This is a genomic window from Alteromonas sp. MMG017 (assembly GCF_018100795.1).
In the GTDB taxonomy this organism is placed as follows: Bacteria; Pseudomonadota; Gammaproteobacteria; order Enterobacterales; family Alteromonadaceae; genus Alteromonas.
In genome coordinates this window covers 128,096-148,451 of the sequence record NZ_JAGJDY010000001.1, presented here as the reverse complement: position 1 = coordinate 148,451, position 20,356 = coordinate 128,096, and the positions used below count along the sequence as shown (strand labels likewise).

13 protein-coding genes are annotated in these 20,356 nt (G+C 45.3%); 6 read left to right on the top strand and 7 right to left on the bottom strand.

Going from position 1 to position 20,356, the window contains the following annotated elements; translation table 11 throughout:
- Positions 1-7: 7 nt before the first annotated feature.
- The 3 genes from hemL to J8L84_RS00675 form a co-directional block, all read right to left on the bottom strand.
- Positions 8-1,291, bottom strand: coding sequence for a glutamate-1-semialdehyde 2,1-aminomutase (hemL, locus tag J8L84_RS00685; RefSeq protein ID WP_211069010.1), 1,284 nt, complete (start codon positions 1,289-1,291; stop codon positions 8-10).
- Positions 1,278-2,309 carry an aspartate carbamoyltransferase gene (locus tag J8L84_RS00680; RefSeq protein ID WP_057794414.1) on the bottom strand — a complete coding sequence of 344 codons (1,032 nt, stop codon included), beginning with the start codon at positions 2,307-2,309 and terminating at the stop codon, positions 1,278-1,280. Before J8L84_RS00680 ends, hemL begins: the two co-directional genes overlap by 14 nt.
- A gap of 85 nt (positions 2,310-2,394) precedes the next feature.
- Positions 2,395-3,051 carry a TetR/AcrR family transcriptional regulator gene (locus J8L84_RS00675; RefSeq protein WP_211069009.1) on the bottom strand — a complete coding sequence of 219 codons (657 nt, stop codon included), beginning with the start codon at positions 3,049-3,051 and terminating at the stop codon, positions 2,395-2,397.
- 121 nt (positions 3,052-3,172) lie between these two features.
- Here J8L84_RS00675 and J8L84_RS00670 point away from each other — a divergent pair, with 121 nt between their 5' ends.
- From J8L84_RS00670 to J8L84_RS00660, 3 genes are all read left to right on the top strand, one after another.
- Positions 3,173-4,327: an efflux RND transporter periplasmic adaptor subunit gene (locus J8L84_RS00670; RefSeq protein ID WP_211069008.1), complete on the top strand. Its 1,155-nt coding sequence runs from the start codon at positions 3,173-3,175 to the stop codon at positions 4,325-4,327.
- Positions 4,324-7,470, top strand: a complete 3,147-nt coding sequence (locus J8L84_RS00665) for an efflux RND transporter permease subunit (protein WP_211069007.1) — start codon at positions 4,324-4,326, stop codon at positions 7,468-7,470. Before J8L84_RS00670 ends, J8L84_RS00665 begins: the two co-directional genes overlap by 4 nt.
- 185 nt (positions 7,471-7,655) lie before the next feature.
- Positions 7,656-8,351: a DUF2982 domain-containing protein gene (locus tag J8L84_RS00660; protein WP_211069006.1), complete on the top strand. Its 696-nt coding sequence runs from the start codon at positions 7,656-7,658 to the stop codon at positions 8,349-8,351.
- Between the two features lie 11 nt (positions 8,352-8,362).
- Here J8L84_RS00660 and J8L84_RS00655 read toward each other — a convergent pair whose 3' ends face one another.
- Positions 8,363-11,494, bottom strand: coding sequence for a hybrid sensor histidine kinase/response regulator (locus J8L84_RS00655; RefSeq protein ID WP_211069005.1), 3,132 nt, complete (start codon positions 11,492-11,494; stop codon positions 8,363-8,365).
- 293 nt (positions 11,495-11,787) lie between these two features.
- On the opposite strand from J8L84_RS00655, the gene parC reads away from it, so the two are divergent.
- From parC to J8L84_RS20625, 3 genes are read left to right on the top strand one after another with little or no spacing between them, the layout of a single operon-like run.
- Positions 11,788-14,094, top strand: coding sequence for a DNA topoisomerase IV subunit A (parC, locus tag J8L84_RS00650; protein WP_211069004.1), 2,307 nt, complete (start codon positions 11,788-11,790; stop codon positions 14,092-14,094).
- 60 nt (positions 14,095-14,154) lie between these two features.
- Entirely contained in the window at positions 14,155-14,691 is a 537-nt protein-coding gene (locus J8L84_RS00645) for a heme NO-binding domain-containing protein (RefSeq protein ID WP_211069003.1), read from the top strand.
- Between the two features lie 3 nt (positions 14,692-14,694).
- Entirely contained in the window at positions 14,695-16,866 is a 2,172-nt protein-coding gene (locus tag J8L84_RS20625; protein ID WP_211069002.1) for a bifunctional diguanylate cyclase/phosphodiesterase, read from the top strand.
- A 79-nt stretch (positions 16,867-16,945) separates the two neighbouring features.
- Here the strand turns inward: J8L84_RS20625 and J8L84_RS00635 are convergent, their stop codons facing one another.
- Genes J8L84_RS00635 through astA form a run of 3 tightly spaced genes read right to left on the bottom strand, consistent with a single transcriptional unit; the run spans position 16,946 to position 20,334 of the window.
- Positions 16,946-17,752, bottom strand: a complete 807-nt coding sequence (locus J8L84_RS00635; protein WP_211069001.1) for a DUF1338 domain-containing protein — start codon at positions 17,750-17,752, stop codon at positions 16,946-16,948.
- Between the two features lie 58 nt (positions 17,753-17,810).
- Positions 17,811-19,280, bottom strand: a complete 1,470-nt coding sequence (astD, locus tag J8L84_RS00630) for a succinylglutamate-semialdehyde dehydrogenase (RefSeq protein ID WP_211069000.1) — start codon at positions 19,278-19,280, stop codon at positions 17,811-17,813.
- A 16-nt stretch (positions 19,281-19,296) separates the two neighbouring features.
- Positions 19,297-20,334, bottom strand: a complete 1,038-nt coding sequence (gene astA / locus J8L84_RS00625; protein WP_211068999.1) for an arginine N-succinyltransferase — start codon at positions 20,332-20,334, stop codon at positions 19,297-19,299.
- Positions 20,335-20,356 lie beyond the last annotated feature (22 nt).

Below are 20,356 nucleotides of genomic sequence, written 5' to 3'. Positions count from 1 at the left end.
ATTATTGTTATTTGAGCATTGCAAACACCTTGTCAGCTGCTTCTAAAGTTTTAGCAATGATATCCTTATCATGCGCTTTCGATACAAATCCAGCTTCGTATGAGGCAGGTGCCAAGTAAACACCTTGCTCCAACATGCCGTGGTAAAATTTGTTGAACTGCTCTGTGTTGCAGTTAATGGCCTGCTGATAATTAGTAACGCGCTCAATGTCGGTAAAGAATATCCCAAACATACTGCCGGCAACATTAGTACTTAGTTTAATGCCATGCTTATTGGCAAGAGCTTGCATACCATCAGCGAGCGCTTGGGTATTTTCAAAGATGCCTTCGTAAAGACCTTCTTCTTGAATTTGCTGCATGGCGGCCAAACCGGCTGCCATCGCCACTGGGTTACCAGAAAGCGTACCAGCTTGGTAAACAGGACCTGTAGGGGCAATATGGGTAAGAATGTCTCTTCTACCACCAAAGCAACCTACCGGCATTCCGCCGCCAATTACTTTACCTAAGCAAGTTAAGTCGGGTTTTATGCCATAACGTTCTTGAGCTCCGCCGCGGGATACCCGAAAACCAGTCATCACTTCATCAAATATCAGAAGACTACCGTATTCGTCACACACTTCACGAAGACCTTCTAAAAAGCCTTCAACAGGTGGAATACAGTTCATATTACCAGCAACTGGCTCAACAATTATACAGGCAATGTCGTTTCCGTGAGCATTAAACACCTCTTTTACACTATCGATATTGTTATATTCGACAGTAACGGTGTGCTCGGCCACGTTAGCGGGTACCCCAGGAGAGCTTGGCACGCCCATGGTCAATGCCCCAGAACCTGCTTTTACTAGCAAAGAGTCGGCATGGCCGTGGTAACAGCCTTCAAATTTAACGATTTTATTGCGACCCGTGTAGCCACGAGATAAGCGAATAGCCGACATGGTGGCTTCAGTTCCTGAATTTACCATGCGTACCATTTCCATCGACGGCACCAATTTACTGACCGTTTCAGCCATAATGATTTCAGCTTCGGTAGGCGCACCGAATGAAAGGCCGAATTCAGAGGCATCGATGACTGCTTGACGAATTTGTGGGTTGTTATGACCCAATACCATGGGACCCCATGATTGCACGTAATCGATATACTGTTTACCGTCGGCGTCCCACATGTAAGGGCCATCAGCCTTGGTAATAAAGCGAGGTGTTCCGCCAACGGCTTTAAAGGCGCGAACGGGAGAATTAACACCGCCAGGAATTGTTTTTTGGGCGCGGGTAAAAAGGACTTCAGATTTTTGCATGTAATTCATTGCTCTTGTTGCTGAACCATACCACTTCACGTTCATATTTAGTCAATAACTCTTCAACGCCTAACGTAAGCGCAAATAGCGCCATGCGTACTAGAACACCGTTGTCAGTTTGTCTGAATATGGCAAGGTTTGGATTTAAATTTAGGTCGTTATCTAACTCGTTAGCCTCTATACGAGAATCCCGAGGAAGTGGATGCATAATGACGGTTTTAGACTGGAAATGGCGAGTATAAATAGAGTGGTTTAAACGAAATTTTCCACGGTATTTATTCGCTTCTTCTTGAGAAGGAAAGCGCTCTTCCTGAATGCGGGTTTGGTAACAAATGTCGGCATCCATACTGCCTTCAAGTGTTTCAGTAATATTGAGCTGATGCCCCGCATTTTCAATTGTATCGATAATCGGCTGTGGCATGGCTAACTCTTTGGGAGATATTAGCGTAAAGCGCACATTTTTAAATAAGCACAATAGGCGAGATAACGAGTGTACGGTTCTGCCATAACGAAGGTCGCCAATCATGGCGATATGCAATCCGTCAATACCATGCCCATGGTATTCCAGTTCACGTTTAATGGTGAATAGGTCGAGCAAGGCTTGAGTAGGGTGTTCATTAGCGCCATCACCACCGTTAATCACTGGTACACGACTGCCTTCTGCAAACTCGGCTACCGATCCGGCAGCAGGGTGACGCATGGCAATAATGTCTGAGTAACCGCTTAGTACGCGGGCGGTATCATAGAGTGATTCGCCTTTAGCTAAAGCTGAACTGGCCATGCCGGTGGTCTCACGTACTTCGCCACCTAAAAGGTTAAACGCAGTACCGAAACTGACGCGAGTACGGGTGCTAGGTTCGAAAAATAAATTACCAAGAATAGCGCCTTCAAGCACAGTGGTGCGCTTTTGGCGTTTCGCATAAGGCTGCATAGAATCTGCAACTGAGAATACTTTCTCAATAGCCTCACGATCGAATTGATTAACCGAAAGAATGTGGTTACCGGTAAAGTCAGACATATGTCACTCAATCATCAACGAAAACGGCTGTAGTGTATAACAAACGAGGAAATAAGTAATCCTTCGTCGCCGTCTTGAGGGGGAGTTATTCGTCTTTATTTGTACAATAAGTATTAAATAGCAGTAAGGTTTTCTCGACAGCAATTTCTACATGGGCGCTAATGGCTTTATCGGGCATTGCCACCTGTACACCGCACAGCAATTTGTTATGAAATTCACTTTGTAGCAATGAACAATAGTCTATGGCCAACTGTACGCTGTTAGCTTTCGTTAGCGCGCCTTTGCCATAAAAGAAAAACATTTCAGAGAAAGCTTCTATCGATGCACCAGGCCCAGCATCATAAAATAGTTTTGCTACATGAGGGGTGCTTTGCGCTTCACCAATGACCAGCCTGAAAACAGCAACCGCTTCTGGGTCTTGAATTAACCTGATGAATTGTGCACCTACCTGCTTTAAATAATGGTTTAGCGGTAGGTTAGCATTTGTGCCCTGCATCAATTGGTTGGTATCGAGTTGGTAAGATTGGCACTTCTTTGTAATAGCAGCCTTAAACAAGGCATCTTTATTATCGAAATGAGAGTAAACCGTTTGTTTTGATACCCCAGATGCCTTAGCAATATTGTCCATTGAAGTATTTGCGAAACCATTCTCTATAAATAAGCACGACGCTGAATGAAGAATAAGGTTATGTTTTTCTTCGCTTTTTGGGCGGCCTTGTCGTTTGTTTTTTTGCTCAGGCAATGGAATCTCACTTAAATTTTTAATATCAAACTAGACGGTCTAGTATTTATAATCTAGCATAGTAAAAATAGTATACCAAATATGCCTCGGCTAATAGGCCTGCAGAAGCAAGGAAAATGAAATGACAATTGAGTCCACTGAACAAGGAAAAGGGGCATCGACAGCATTGTATGCTGCTATCACTATCTTCGTTGTTGGATTAACGCTTCTGCTGTTTGCTGCCGGGCTTAATGGCGCCACACAAACACTCACCGACCATCCACCTACCGCGGTTTCCACTCAGCGAGTTACGCTGCAAAGCGGTTTTGAAATGCCGGTAAAAATTTATGGATTAATTGAATCTCCCAAAGCAGCTGATGTGTCTTTTGATACCAGTGGCCAAGTCATGGCAATTTTCGTTGATGAAGGGGATACGGTTCAAAAAGGTGAGGTACTAGCCAAGCTAGACAATGACAGATTGACTGCGCGCCTTGTGGAATTAAACGCGACATTAGAACGTACACGGGCAGATTTAACGTTAGCAGAGCTAAGCGAAAAGCGGGTCACTGTACTGGTGGAGAAAAAACTCGAATCGTCGCAACGTTTAGATGAAGTTAAAGCCAATACCGCTGCTGCCAGTGCGCAGGTAAAAGAAATTGAAGCAAGTATTAAAAGTCTAGATGTAGAGCAAGCTAAAACAAAATTGTTCGCGCCGTTTTCAGGCATAATTAGTGCGCGTTATTTTGATGAAGGGAGTGTTGTTACTGCAGGGACCGCCTTGCTTAGTCTTACTAGCGATGCGCCCTTACAAGCTCGCTTTGCGGTGCCAGCAGATATGGTCTCTCTATTTCGGGTAGGTGAAAAGGTAGCCCTTAATGTTGATGCGTTAAATATTGAAGCAACGGTGAGCCAGCTTTCCCCTGTGCGCAACAGACAAACCCGTACTGTTGATATCCTCGTAAATCTATCGAGCAATGCAGGCCTAAGACCAGGCGATCTTGCCACCTTATTAGGGCAACGTCACGGCGATAGCACCGGCAGTTGGATACCTGCTAGTGCCCTTAGCAATGGTTTACGAGGCCTATGGCGAGTCTTTGTCGTGACAGAACAAGAAGGACTTACCCTTGAAAGCAGAACCGTTGAAGTTATTTACACCAACGGTGAGCGTGCCTTTGTACGCGGTGCCTTAAGTGATGGCGACCGCTTAGTAACAGGTGGTACGCATAAGCTGTCGCCAGGGCAATCGGTTAAATTAAGTGAGGGGAGTGTGAATAGCGCCGAGGGAGCAACGCAATGAACCCCATGCTATTTGATACTGATAAAAAATACCCATGGTATACCTTATTCTACCGACGACCTCACTTACTCGTTTTAAGCTTAGTGATATTGCTTGTTGCAGGCATGTCTGCGCTAGGTAACTTACCGCGCTTAGAAGACCCTAGAATTGATACCCGAAATGCGCTTGTTATCACGTCTTACCCAGGAGCTTCAGCAGAACGGGTGGAAGCCCTAGTCAGTGATGTAATAGAAGATAAGCTACGCGAAATCTTTGAAATAAAGGAAGTTAAATCAACTTCAAGAGCTGGTATATCGGTCATCAATATTGAAACTCAAGATTGGATTGATAGCAGTAGTAACGAACAGTTATTCAGTGAAATACGAGACGCTATAGGCGAAGCATCAGCAGGTTTCCCTGAAGGTATAGGTTCGCCTATTTTTGATGAAAAGCGCGGAGCCACGGCATTCACGTTATTACTGGCTTTAAAAGCCTCACACCCCGATACCACATCGCTTACTCTTACGGGGCGGTTAGCGGAAGAACTCACCGATAGACTTCGTAATGTACATGGCACCGAGTTAGTGCGTATTTATGGTGCGCCGGAAGAAGAAATTAGCGTAAGTATCTCCCCGGATAAACTCGCGGCCACCGGCCTAAATCTTGGACAAGTCAGCAATATTATTAGTAGCGCCGATCCTAAACTTCCTGCAGGTGTGCTTGACACTGAAAGCACAAATTTACGCTTCACTGTGGCGAAAGGATTAGACGGAGTGGCGATGGTGTCTGCTATTCCATTGGTTAATCAAGAGGGGCGTTATTTACGGGTAGAAGACGTTGCAAAGGTATCCCGCGGCTATGTAACGCCACGTTCTGACATTGGTGTGCTCGACGGAGAAGAAGTTATCTTTGTTGCTGCCCGTATGCAAACCTCGCTACGTGCCGATGTATGGACTAACGATGCGCTAAGCGTGGTGGATAGCTTTAATCAGGAATTCAAAGGCACGGTAACAGCTGACATCGCTTTTGAGCAGAATAAATATACCGGCAATCGCCTAGCCGAACTATCGGGCAACCTATTGATGGGCTGTGCGGTAGTCATGTTAGTTATTTTACTCTTTATGGGGTTTAAAGCGTCATGGATTGTGGGGTTAGCGCTTCCTTTGTGTGCATCTTTTGCGCTGTTCTCTTTAAACTTTTATAACGAACAAATTCACCAAATGTCCATTTTCGGCATGATTATCGCCATCGGACTGTTAATCGACAACGCCATTGTTATTACCGATGAAATTCGGATTAACTTACAAGACCCATCTGCTACTCGCGTTGGAGCGATGGCCAAAAGCGTTTCTCACCTTTTTGCGCCTTTACTCGCCTCAACACTTACCACCATATTAGGCTTCATGCCTATTTTCCTGCTAAACGGTAATATTGGTGATTTTGTTGGGCCTATTGCTATAAGCGTGGTGATGGCATTAATTGGCTCGTTGTTTATATCCCTAACCGTAATAGCGGCATTAGCGGCTCGCTTTCTTCCTAAAGGAGAAGAAGCTGAGAATGTAGGGAATAAACATTGGTGGCAAGTAGGGTTACAAGCCCCTAAATTAAGCCAAGCGTTTCGCGTACATTTAGCCGCGTGGATTGCACGACCCATTTTAGTTCTACCGCTAGTGCTTGTTTTTTGTATCTCTGGTTTTGTACTTTCAGGCACGCTGGCTAACGTATTTTTCCCTAGTGCTGATAGAGATCAGTTCGAAGTTTACATGTGGACAAAAGAGGGTAGCAGCATAGATAACACCCTCACTTACACCCACAAAGTCGACAGTGTTATCCGCGAAAGTGAAGGGGTGAAGCAGGTGACATGGTTAGTAGGAGGTTCTGCCCCATCGGTATATTACAACCAAGTCATGACACGGGATAATTTACCCCACTTTTCTAATGCTGTAGTCACGACACACACAGTAGAAGAGGCCGCGAATTTAATCAGCCGTTTGCAACGTCACCTTGATGATACCTTCCCTGAAGTTCAAATTGTGGTGCGCGCCTTTGGACAAGGACCGCCTATTGCTGCGCCGGTAGAAGTAGAAATCTTCGGGCCTGATTTAGACATCTTGAATGAATTGGGTCAGCAGGTTCGATTTTTAATGTCACAAGTGCCCGGAATTTCCCAATCAACAGCGAGTATCACTATGGGGGAGCCGGAACTAAATGTGGATGCTTCAAGTGATACATTGTCGTACCTTGGCCTGAGCCTGTCCGATTTAGCCAGTCAGATGCAAATTAACTTTTCAGGGCTTGCTGGTGGTTCAGTGTTGGAAAGTACGGAAGAAATTCCTGTGCGGGTGAGATTATCAGATAGTTTCAGGCAAGATGTCGCGGGCATAAACGCCATGCCTATTCCCGTGGCGGGGGACAGTTCGGTAAACAGCGCTATAAATTGGTCGTCGTTAGGTGCGGTGGCTTCGTTAACACTCGCACCATCTATCAGCAGTATTACCCGCCAAGATGGTGAGCGGGTCAATCGTATTCAGGCTTACCTATTGCCGAATATTCCTCCTGTTGATGCCAGTAATACTTTAAGACAGAAGCTAAACGAAAGCTTAGCCTTGCCAGAAGGGTATCGTATTCATCTTGCAGGAGATGCCGACGAACAGCGACGGGCAATGGGGCAGCTAGGAACTTACGCGCCAGTGCTCCTTGTACTTATGCTAACTACCCTAATTCTAACCTTTACGAGCTTGCGTATGGCAGGGGTGATTGTATTGGTAGCCATACTCTCGGTAGGACTTGGCATGTTTAGCTTATGGTTATCAGGTTTACCGATAGGCTTTAACCCCCTATTAGGATCTGCAGGGCTAATTGGGGTTGCAATAAATGGCTCCATCGTGGTTATTGCGGCGATAAATGCAAACACAGAAGCTAAACATGGAAACATTGCTGCTATCGTGCAGGAAACTATGGGCTGTAGCAGGCACATTCTTTCCACCACCTTTACGACAGTAGGTGGGTTAATCCCGCTATTACTATTTAGCGAAGGCAGCTTCTGGCCGCCTCTCGCGGTCGTGCTAGCCGGTGGCGTAGGCTTTTCTGTCATATTATCGTTAGTGTTCACACCCACCTTGGTGGCAGCATTTCAGCGATACCGCTATCGACATCTGGCCTAACAACACGAGTTATAAACAGGTAAACTGTATTTATTATTAATCTGTTTGCCTGTTTATGCGTAAAGATCAGAATAAACGAAATGCGCCAACACGCCATTTTAGCTGGTGGAAGACAGACTGTGCCGTCTGCCAGCGAATTCGACTTTATGTGCTGTGGGCCTTAATTATGTTGGTTGTGTACCTGTATGTCTGGCAATAACCCTGAACCTATTCTTATTCGAGCCGCGTCAAAAAGTAACGGCATAACCAGTATTGTTATTGGTTGCGCAGGGTTAGTGTTTGCTGCGCTTTGGTTTGTATTGCTCCCTGATTGGCTATTTTTAGCGGGTATTCTGATCACCAGTGCGGCGTTAGTTACCTTGCTGGTGGGCTACTTTAAAATTCGCGAACCTGAATTCAGCCTAGAAATGACCACGGACGTTATCACCTATCGCCATCGTTTAGGCAGCTGGCGAATACATTGGGAAAACCTACAGCGGGCAGACTGCCCTAGAGTACGACAAGGTTTAGATCATGTAGGGCTTGAAACCGTGGGCTTCAAATTAAAAGACTATGCCGAGTTTCTAACCAGTATATCGCCACGTTTAGCCACCCATTTGCTGATGGAGCAGCGGCCTTTGTTGCTACATAACACGAATGAAGGGTGTGCCACGGGAAGTTGCTACGAAGAGTCTATGTTCGATGACAATCATTTTACGTTAAACAATGGCACTGTACTCACCGGCGTAAAAGCCATGTTGGCCAATCGCATGGCAGAGCTTCGCAAGCGCCTTGGTTATGACGTGTTTATTGCCACCTCTGATATAGACAGAACTCCAGAAGAGTTTGCTGCGCTTATCTCTCAATGCCAAGCCGCCCGCAGAACCAATAACGCTGAATAACTTTAGTTAGGCTAGCCTGTGCGTGTCTGGCCTTCTGAACAGACTCGTTCAATTTCATCGAGTAGCAACGGCAGATGTTCAGCCACTAAAAAATGTTGCCCTAATTTTAGGGCGCTTTCTAGCTCATCGGCTAAGCTTTGCAGTCGCGGCGCACCTATGTAACAGCAGGCCCCATGTAATTTGTGAATTTCGAGCTTAAGCTCAGCATAATCTTTTTCATTCCACAGCGCTTTTAAGGTCGTCAGCATGTCTGGCGCCATGGTAATAAAGTCTTCAAGTAGCTCTTTGGCCGCTTCATGGTTCTGATGTGCGCGCTTTAAGGCCAGCTGCCAGTCTAATGAAGGCAGTAATATGTGCCCCGGCTCAGTGGTATGGCACCAAGAACGAATAAGGTCTACCAGTAACCCAATCTCAATGGGTTTGGGCAGATAGTCATCCATACCCGAAGCCAATAACCTTTCTTGCTCTTCTTTAAATGCATGGGCGGTTACCGCAATAATTGGCGTGCCCATATTCAGCGTGGTTTTTCTAATTGCACGGGACGCTTGAAGCCCATCCATGATGGGCATTTGCACATCCATTAATATCAAGTCGAACTCTTGGGTTTGGCATTGATTAACCGCGTCTTCGCCACTTGTTGTGGTTACTAATGATATCGGTGAATTATCAAGCCAGGTATGCAGTAACTTGAGGTTCATATCCATATCATCCACGGCTAAAATTCTTGCCCGTGGAAGGGAATTCAACTTATCTTGAAGTGGGTTTCGTGGTACTGCTTTCTTATTGTTCACTAAGCCATCGAGTTTACTCAATGTCATCGGCATGCGGATTTGAGTATGAAAATGCTGAGACAAACTCGGGTATTGAGTAAAAGGCTCAGGGCCCGAATACCAAAGTACGCGCTTAGTCGCATTAAACTGTACAAAGCGGCTTAAGAACTCATCCCGCTTGTCCATTTTTGATACCGGCACTGTTGCCATAAAGAAGTCAGTGGAAGATGACTGTAGCGACAGTCTAGAAAGATAATCAACGGATTCAACAGTGGTCACTTTAGCACCCAGTTGCTTCAACATAGAGGCACTGGCTCGGCGCGTGGCAGGAATGGGGTCGAAGATAACCACATGCTTTCCGTGCCATTCAGTATCAGCACTTAATGCATATTTCTGGCTTAAATGATTGGTTCTAAGGGTAACCACAAAGGTGGAGCCTTGCCTTGGCGTACTTTTGAGGGTTAAGTCGCCTCGCATGAGTCGAACTAGCTCACGACTAATCACCAAGCCTAATCCGGTACCTTGATAATTGCGGTTTATCGAGTCATCCACTTGGGAAAACGCATTGAAGAGTTTCTTTCTGTCCTGTCGGTTTATGCCTATACCCGTATCTTCAACGATGATTTCAATTTCATGAATTCCGTGTAAAAGCGGGCGGCCTTTGACCGCAAGGGTAATAGTACCGGAAGGCGTGAATTTTAAGGCGTTGCTAAGCAGGTTATTCAAAATTTGCTTAATTCTGAAAACATCACCGATTAATTTTTCTGGTAAAGGCGACAGGTCGAAAACAAATTCTAACTTTTTACTATGGGAAGACTTCGCCATAATCGTCACCATTTCTTCCAACAAAGTATTGGGTGAAAATGGCTGGTTGTTAATTTGTAGTTTACCCGCTTCAATCTTAGAGAAGTCTAATACATCGTTGACTATGGTCAGCAAGTTATCAGCGGCAGTATTGATAATTCGCACTTGTTCTTGTTGATCGGATGGTAAAGACGCATGGGTCAGTTCTCGGCTAAACCCTAGAATACCGTTAAGAGGCGTACGTATTTCATGGCTCATATTGGCAAGAAATTGCGATTTCACATTACTGGCTTTAATGGCATCTTTACGAGCAATATCTAAGCGCGCATTTTGCTCTTCAATGAGCTCCATATTGTTGCGTAGATCATCGGTAGCTTGCTCAACTTCGTGTTCAAGTTGGCTTCTGCTTTTTTCCATTAGCGCGAATGAAAACAGCCCAGATTCTAAAAATACGCCCACTTGGAAACAATATGTGGTGAAGTCGTTTGAAGGGAGTACCCCAACTAGACTTAGCATGCCAATAATGGCACCTGTTGCCAGCATTCCCCATGCAAATATAAAGTACCGAGCAGGTTGGAAACGGTTTACGAAGGCCTCGATACCGGCAAATATATAACTACAAATAGCAATAAGACCTACGCCGTAAACTAGGTTGTTCTTCCAAATTGAGGGAAGTAAACCCAGAAAACAAATTACCCCAATAACTATTTGCACCGCCAATAACAGCACAATGACGGGGTGTGCGGCCTTGGCGTTCTTCTTGGTCTCTAGAAAGCTCACGGTAAACAAACCGGACGAAATACCTATGATCACAAAAATCAGTTCGGTGTGACCAACAAGCCAATAGGGTATCCCCCCGGAAAACAACAGGTGTATATGGCCGCCCCAAATAAATTGCCAAAGAATAACGGCGCATATATAGCCGACGTAAGCAATCAGGCTGCGCTCGTGAACCCCGAAATAAAGCACAAGGTTATAAACAGCCAGTATCAGCAAGCCGCCGTAAAAGAGCCCCCACATCAGGCTGTCCATTTGGAACGAACTGCTGTGAACAGGCTCAGGTTGCACTTTTAATGGTGTAATAAGGCTTGATGATTGGCTTTCAACACGTATAAATAGATCGACCCGTTCGGCGTTGGCTAGCGTTACCCGCAATGTGGGTATGCGAAAAATTTGTTCTTTTTGAGATTTACCCTGATGGCTTTGTTGCAATACTTCGCCATTTTTAACCAAATAGAAGTCGACCTTGTCTAGTTGGCTAAAATTGATAGAAAATACCCAGTTCTCTTGGTTTGACACGTTGGAAAATGAAGTTAACAACCACATTCCTTTGTCTCTAAAGCCGAAGTTGGGGTTGCTATAAGGATGCATGCGAAAGTCGCTGCGTCTTCTACTCACATCATTTATTGTGAGTGGTAGATTGGCTTCGTATAAATAGTACAGGGAGTCGGAGAGGTCTAAAGAAGCATCTTCATCGAAAAGTTGCTCAATGTGCTGAGCGTGACTTGGTTGAGGGGCGATAAGCCAAAGTAGTGCGCACAGCAGTGTAAAAATTCGAAACAAATACATCCTGAATAGCTTCTTAATCTTCTTCTATTGTTATTAAACCACTCTGGCGGACAATTGTACAAAAGATTGAAGCATTAACGTCTATCGTCATAGTGAGTTAACCTAATAGTGATTATTGCACTAGCCCCTAGTTTCCCCCACAATAGAAACATTGAAGGCTTAATAAAAAGTCCTCCTTTGTGGTTAAACTCTTCCACATAAACACGCCGTTCGTTAACGCTGCCACCTGTCTAAAAAACTAAAGGCTTTGCATTAACGCTGTATTGTGAAAATAACAAAACGAAAAAATTATCATGAGCGACGACATTATTATTAACCGTGACGGTGTAGAACAACTGCCTTTAAGGCGCTTTACCGAAGACGCTTACTTAAATTATTCCATGTACGTCATCATGGACCGTGCCCTACCTCATATTGCCGATGGCCTAAAACCCGTACAAAGACGCATCATATACGCTATGTCTGACTTAGGGCTGAGCGCCAATGCTAAGTATAAAAAGTCGGCCAGAACGGTAGGTGATGTACTAGGTAAGTTTCATCCTCATGGCGATTCCGCGTGTTATGAAGCGATGGTTTTGATGGCGCAGCCCTTTTCTTACCGCTATCCACTCGTTGATGGGCAAGGAAACTGGGGGGCACCGGACGATCCTAAATCTTTCGCTGCCATGCGATACACCGAGGCTAAACTTTCTCGTTTTTCAGAAGTATTACTGGATGAACTAGGCCAAGGCACCGTTGATTGGACCCCCAATTTCGATGGCACATTAGAAGAGCCTTGTGTGTTACCCGCTCGTTTGCCGCATATCTTGCTTAATGGCGTAACGGGTATTGCTGTTGGTATGGCAACAGATATTCCACCACATAATGTGCGTGAATTGGCCTATGCCTGTGCCATGTTGCTCGATAACAGCAAAGCAGAGCTTAGCGATGTGTTAGAGCACGTTAACGGACCGGATTACCCTACCGAAGCTGAAGTTATTACGCCTAAAGCTGATATTCGTAAACTGTATGAAACCGGTCGCGGCTCAATTAAAATGCGTGCGGTATTCCATGAAGAAAATGGCGATATTGTTGTCACTGCGCTACCTCACCAAGCTTCAGGCGGTAAAATCCTAGAGCAAATTGCAGGGCAAATGCAGGCTAAGAAGCTGCCAATGGTCAGTGATTTACGCGACGAGTCAGACCACGAAAACCCTACCCGTTTAATTATTACGCCGCGTTCAAACCGTATCGATACCGCGCAGTTGATGCAGCATTTATTTGCGACTACGGATTTAGAAAAAAACTATCGTGTAAATCTAAACATGATTGGTTTGGACGGGCGCCCTCAAGTAAAAGATCTTCGTACTATATTATCTGAATGGTTGATTTACCGAAAAGAGACGGTGACGCGCCGTCTTCAGTACCGCTTAGACAAAGTACTCGCTCGCTTACACATTCTTGAAGGTTTGCTCATTGCCTTTTTGAATATCGACGAAGTTATCGAAATTATTCGTACTTACGAAAAACCCAAGCAAGAATTAATCTCACGATTCTCGCTTAGCGATAAGCAAGCAGAAGCAATACTAGAATTAAAGCTTCGTCATTTAGCCAAGCTTGAAGAAATGAAAATTAAGGGTGAGCAAGACGAACTGGCAGCAGAGCGTGATAAATTGCAAACCTTGTTAGGTTCAGATCGCCGCTTAAAAACCCTTATCAAGAAAGAAATTTTAGCCGATGCTGAAAAGTATGGTGATGATAGACGTTCACCTATTGTTGAGCGCGGTGAAGCGAAAGCATTATCTGAAAAAGAACTTGTGCCAGCCGAATCGGTTACCGTGGTGTTATCGGAAAAGGGTTGGGCACGGTGTGCTAAAGGCCATGACATTGATGCCGAAGGATTGAGCTATAAAGCGGGTGATGGATATCTATCAAGCGCAGAAGGGAAAAGTAATCAGCCTGCGGTATTTATGGATACCTCGGGACGGACTTTCTCATGTGATGCCCATGGTTTGCCATCGGCGCGAAGTCAGGGAGAACCGCTTACCGGGCGTTTTTCCTTGGTAGGTGGTGAGTCGTTTGAGCACGTTATTATGGCATCCGACGAAGCTAAGTTTTTGGTAGGCTCCGATGCAGGCTACGGCTTCCTTGGCACATTTAAAGACATGGTGAGCAAGAATAAAGCAGGGAAAGCCTACCTTTCTTTGCCAACCGCAGCCAAGGTAATGATCCCTAAACCTGTTACTAACCCTGAATCAGATTGGTGCTTAACCATATCTAACGAAGGGCGTATGTTGTTGTTCCCGCTTAAAGACTTACCTAGCTTAGGTAAAGGAAAAGGGAACAAACTAATTAATATTCCTGGTGCCAAAGCACAATCCCGCGAAGAATTTGTGACCGTATTAGCTGTAGTGCCTGATGGGGCTTCATTAAAAGTGACTGCGGGTAAACGTAATATGACCTTATCTGCTTCAGATTTGGAACATTATTATGGAGAGCGAGGACGCAGAGGAAACAAATTACCTCGAGGTTTACAGCGGGTTGATGGTGTTGAAGTGGTACAAAGTCAAAGTGCCCCAAGTGATGATAGTCCAGAGGGCCAGGACAACGATATTTCCTAAACAATGGTTGTCGTTGAGTGGGACTGAACTACACTATTATTAATCGTATAAGGAGACCGTATGTTAGGGATTGTATTTACTTCGCTAATAGACATGCTAGAAGAAAAGGTATCGCCTGAATTTGCTGACGAAGTGATAGTAGAAGCTGAGTTAACTAATGATGGTGCCTATACTGCGGTCGGCTATTACCCTTTTGAAGAAATGCAGAAAATTTTATCTATTCTTGCCGCGAAAACCGGTAAGTCAGTCAATGAACTGCTTTACGATTTTGGGGTTTACCTCTTTGGTAAGTTAGCAGCAGTACACGGCAATGTACTTGCAGACACAAAAGACATTTTGCAGTTGCTAGAACACCTAGATGGTGACATTCATGTACAAGTGCGAAAACTCTATCCAGATGCTGATTTACCGCGCTTTACCGTGATATCTAGAACCGATACCGGTATGCGCTTGCGCTACTTCTCTGAACGAGAGTTATATCCCCTTGCTGAAGGGCTAATGGATGCCGCAGCGGTACATTTCGGTTGCACCCTAGAACGTGAAACTCATCAGATGTCATTCCCTCATACGTACGAATTTAGTATTCAGGTTGTGTAGCCGGTGGGCGCCAATCTAGATCCTCTAGAGAAAAAACTACAGAGCTTAGAAAGGCGGCTTCAGCGTGAAAAAGCGGCCAGAGAAAACGCTGAATCCTTGCTGCTGCTAAAGTCTGACGAGCTATATAACGCACTACTTTTCAGTCAGCAATCACAGAAAAAATTAGAGCTCGCTTTGTGGGCATCGCAAGCGTCATTTTGGGATTGGCAAGCAAGCCATGACATCATTGATATTCGAGCGTTTTCGCTCAATTCAGAAAGTGAATCTACCTGGTCAGGAACGCCAATCGACTTAATGGCGTTAGTGCATGAAGACGACTTGGAAAACTTACAGTTTCAATGGTCGATGGCGCTTCATGGTGGCCGCGAACGCATAGAACTTTCCTTCCGTATGAGCATACAAGGTAAGTTGCAATGGATTCGTTTGAGAGGGCGTGTACTTAAGCGTGGTAGTAGCGGTGAAGCCTTGCAAATAGTGGGCACCACCAGAGACATTACGCAGCAAAGGCAAGCAGAACAATCCTTCCAACTAATGGCATCAGCCTTTGCGAATTCCCGCGAACCCATGTTGGTATTATCACCTAGCTTAAGCATAAACGAGTGTAATGAGGCGTTTGTGAAGTTAGTGGGCGCGGCAGATAAGATGGCTTGTATCAATCTTAATCTCAATGATTTGCTGATGGGGGAAAAAGTTAATACAAACAGCCTGCACCACAACAAACAACTTAGGTTTGAATCTGTTATTGTGCCTAGAGTCGGTAACAACACTCCGGTAGATATTTCCGTATCAGTTTTTGACAATTACTTACAAGCTTCGTCGTCGCTTATCGCTACTATGCGGGATATCAGTGAACGTAAACGAAGCGAAGCGCGGTTGCAGCAACTTGCCCTGTACGATGAATTAACCGGGCTCAATAATCGCAGCGCCCTGCGAGATATTTTCCGGCACTTTTTCGACAGCCAAACCAACTTTTTAGTGGTGTTTATCGACCTTGATGGGTTCAAAGCTATTAATGATACCGCTGGGCACGAGAAAGGAGATACCGAGCTTCAGCGTGTTGCTGCTCTGCTTACTGCTTCTTTTGGTCCGCACGGCGATGTGGCGCGGTGGGGAGGCGATGAGTTTATCGCTGTACTTCCACGACAAGATATTGACTGGGCGGTGGAGCAATCCGAAGCGCTTATTGGGCTCATAGAAGAAGATTTTGTGGTGACCAAAAAGGTCGAATTAAAACTGTCAGCAAGTATTGGTATTGCCAAATTTCCCGAAGACAATGACAGTATTGAAGGCGTTGTCCAATGTGCAGATGCAGCGATGTATCACGCCAAAAAGCTTGGCAAAGGCCAAGTGAATGTATACGAAGAAGGGCTTCACGAGAGAATGTCGCAACAGGTCAGTATGGTGAATGACTTGCGTAAGGCTATTGAAAACAATTTGCTCGATTACTATATTCAAGGCAAGTATGACTTGCAGGGTACTTTGAAAGGCGGAGAAGTACTTTGTAGGTGGATATCTGGTTTACACGGTGTTGTACCTCCTGTGGTATTCATTCCTATTGCGGAAGAGCACGACCTAGACCGCCAGATTGGGTTGCAAGCGCTGGAAGCTGCATGCGACTACATCGCCATGATGGAAGCGCAGCAAGGAGAGAGCATACCGCTTTCAATTAATATCAGCGTTAACCAAATGCTCGACACCGATTTCCCCGCCCAAGCCTCCAAAATTTGTGATGACTGTTCAGTGCGCACTGACATGATTGAACTTGAGCTTACTGAGTCTATTTTTATCCGTGATGAGAAAGCTGCGCTTGTTGCGCTAAATAGTCTGCGTGAAGTCGGCTTTCGCCTTTCACTAGACGATTTTGGCAGTGGGTTTTCTTCCTTAAGTTATCTTCGAAACTTTCATTTTGAAGTCGTTAAAGTGGATAGAAGCTTGGTTAAGGATATTCATAACAACAGTAAAGCGAATTCGCTTTTTTGCGGATTGGTGGCCATGCTCAATAGATTGCAGATTGAAATTGTGGTGGAAGGGGTAGAGCAGGAGTCTTACTTGCCCTTTATGGAAAATGCTGACGTGAATTTAATGCAGGGTTTCTATTTCGATAAACCCATGCCCTATGATCAGTTCCTGGCAAGGCATACGAACCCGTCAGATACTTTTCCTGACAGAAAATAAAAGGGCGTTCGCCCTTTTATTTATCGCATATCCGTTCTTACTTTTCGTTCAATGCGCGCTAATTTAACGCGTAAATAACTTAACTGACGTTAGTGCTTTCAAAAATCTTATCTGCAGACGCTGCCACAAAGCCTTGGTAACGCTTGCCATTAGGCATGTTATAACGCTGAGCGAATTCGTAAAAGCAGCTAGGAATAGCGGCGGTCTCATCAGAAAAATCCACCGGAGCGCGGTCGGCCATAGTAGAAGACTGCGCGAGGAAGACCTCAGGTCCGCCTTTTATTTCGCCGCCAGAGGTATTTAGCAGAAAACCGGCTTCTTTAAGACGCGTATTGACGTCTGAAAGCTCATCAGTTTGCCCCAAATGATTAACGCTAACGGTGAAGTGATTGGCGCGGAATCCCCATGCCGCCAACCATGCTGCATATTCTGATTCGCTGAGCAGGGCATCATAATCGGCTTTACTGATATCCCAGTGACGGCCCGAATAAAGGAAGTTGTCAGCAGTCACTACATCGGCATCTATTTGTGTTACGAGCTTTTGAATTATAGCTTGTGCATTGTCAGACAGTTCGTTCACTCTCAACTCACTGATGAAAACTTTTGGTTTTGTATCATCAGGGTGTTCGAAGTGCTTAGCGGTTAGCTTCTTCGCTTCAAAATTATAATCACCCATTTCGCTATAACCAAGGGCAAGAAAGTGATCAGCCAATTTTTCAAGCGCGGTTTTATCTAATGCAAAGGTTCTAAAAGCAACATGGTCGTTCACAATGTTATTCGTGCTTTCTTCATCGGCAAGAAGGGCATGGATTTTGTGAGCTGAAGGGGTAATTGCAACATAATCGTCCCACATATTGGCAAAGAGTGTATCGATATTGTTATGCATGGGGTGTGTCCTATAAATAAAGCCGCTATTAATAGCGGCTTTGTCTGTATTGGTTTATTTAAAGTGTTAGACCTGGGCTTAACTTACCTGGCAAGGTTACTTTTTCAAGCTCTACCGAGGCGACTGGGAACGCACAATAGTCGGCGGCATAAAATGCACTGGCGCGATGATTTCCACTTTCACCAATGCCACCAAAGGGTGCTGCACTGCTTGCACCCGTTATAGGGCGGTTCCAGTTAACGATACCTGCACGAATACGTGCAAAGAAATAACGGTAGTCTTCTTCGTTATCCGCTAGCAATCCTGCCGATAAGCCAAAGCTCGTGTTGTTCGCTTCTTCAATTGCGCTATCAAAGTCGGTGTAGCGAATAACCTTAAGCAATGGGCCGAAGTGCTCTTCATCAGGCAATTCAGATAGCATGTCAGTCACATCAATAATACCTGGGGTGGCGAAACCCTTTTGGGTATCAGGCTGTTCTAATCGCAATAAAACCTTGCCGCCTAGGGCTTCAAGTTCTTGCTGCGCTTTAACCATAGATGCTGCAGCGTTTGCTGAAATCATTGCCCCCATGAAAGGCTGAGCATCGGCATCATAGTCATCAATTTTGATATTTTTAGTGACTTCAAGCAGACGAGCTAATGTGGCATCACCTTGAGCATTGGCAGGTAAAAACAAACGGCGCGCACAGGTGCAGCGTTGACCCGACGTAATAAAGGCTGACTGCACGATATCGTGAACCGCACCATCAATATCGGCAACGTCTTTCACGATTAACGGGTTATTTCCGCCCATTTCAAGAGCCAAAATTTTACCTGGGTGTCCTGCAAACTGTTCGTGCAAAATTTTGCCAGTGCGTGAACTTCCGGTAAAGAATAACCCATCAATACCATTGTGCGACGCTAGTGCTTTACCGGTTTCAACTTCACCTTGAACCAGGTTAAGTACGCCGGCAGGCAAGCCCGCTTGTTCCCATAGCTTAACCATTTCTTCGGCAACCATAGGGGTAAGATCGCTAGGTTTAAATACCACAGTATTACCAGCAATAAGCGCAGGTACAATGTGACCATTAGGCAAGTGGCCTGGGAAATTATACGGGCCGAATACTGCTACAACACCATGGGCTTTATGGCGAATGAAAGCTTTACCTACAGGCATAGGATTTTCAACGTTGCCGGTACGCTCGAAATAAGCTTTTTCAGAAATAGCGATTTTACCCATCATGGCACCTACTTCTGTGGCAGTTTCCCACTCTGGTTTACCGGTTTCTTTCGCCATCACTTTAGCTAGGTGCTCTTTCGCTTCGCCTAGCTTTTCGCCGTAAACTTTAATGATGTTTAAACGTTCTTCAACTGTCATCATTCCCCAAGCAGGAGCCGCAGCGCGAGCGGCTTTTACCGCTAAGTCAATCTGGCTAGGGGAGGCTGACTTACCTTCCCAAATAACTTGGTTCTTAGCTGGGTCGATTGAAGCTAAGTCGTGCCCTTCACCGGTAACCCATTGTCCGTCGACAAAATGTGTATGTAACATAAAAAGTGTCCTTCAATTAATCTCTGAACTTTACAGGTGCAAGACGAACGTGGTCGCCCTCTTGCACATTCAGAGCAGCAGCGGCCTGACGCGAAAGCACGGCAATATTTTGCTCTTCGTTAACACCTATTTCGGTGGCTACCGCGCGAAAATCTGCAACAGAGGTGTTTATGATGTAATGGGTTTGGCCTTGTGCGGCCGCCGCATCATCAATAACAATTGGCATTTTTAAGCTAGATTGCGCCGTTCGGATATGACTGAGGTTGGCCTCTACCGTAGGGCCCGCATCAAAAATATCAACGTAACCGCGACAGCTAAACCCTTCACCTTCAAGCAATTGCAAGGCGGGGCGGGTTTTTTCATGAACCTGTCCAATAACCGCCTGTGCTTCTTTGCTCAATAGATTGACGTATATAGGGTATTTAGGCATCAGTTCTGCAATAAACACCTTATTGCCAATACCGGTAAGGTAATCAGCCGTAGGGAAGTCCATTGAGAAAAAGTGGGTTTCAAGCCATTCCCAGAAAGGCGAACGACCTTCTTCATCACTTACACCACGCATTTCGGCAATGATAGTTTCAGAGAAGCGCTCACGGTGCTCCATCATAAATAAGAAGCGTACTTTCGATAGAAAACGGCCGTTAATGCCACCACGGGCCTGCTCTCTTAAAAACAACGTACAAATCTCAGTTACGCCCGTGTAGTCATTACAAAAGGTGAGAATTTCAACCGTATTGTGAATGTTTAGCTCGCGAGAGGCGTGCACCACTTTGCTCAAATGATAGTGGTAAAACGCATCATCAATACCAACAGCGGCTTCAATACCTGACGTACCTACTACTTCACCAGTGGTCGTATCTTCCATAACAAAAAGGTACGACTCATCACCCGGTTGGGTCACGTTAGCTTTAGTGAAAGCGTCTTGCGCACGGTCGACTTTTCTATGCAGCAGATCATCGTTAACAGGTAACGAGGTAAATCCGATACCTGATTCCACTGCAATGTCGTACAAGGCCTTGTAATCAGCTTGCGTAATAGGGCGAATTATATTCATGTTCGCTACTCGCTAATTTGGC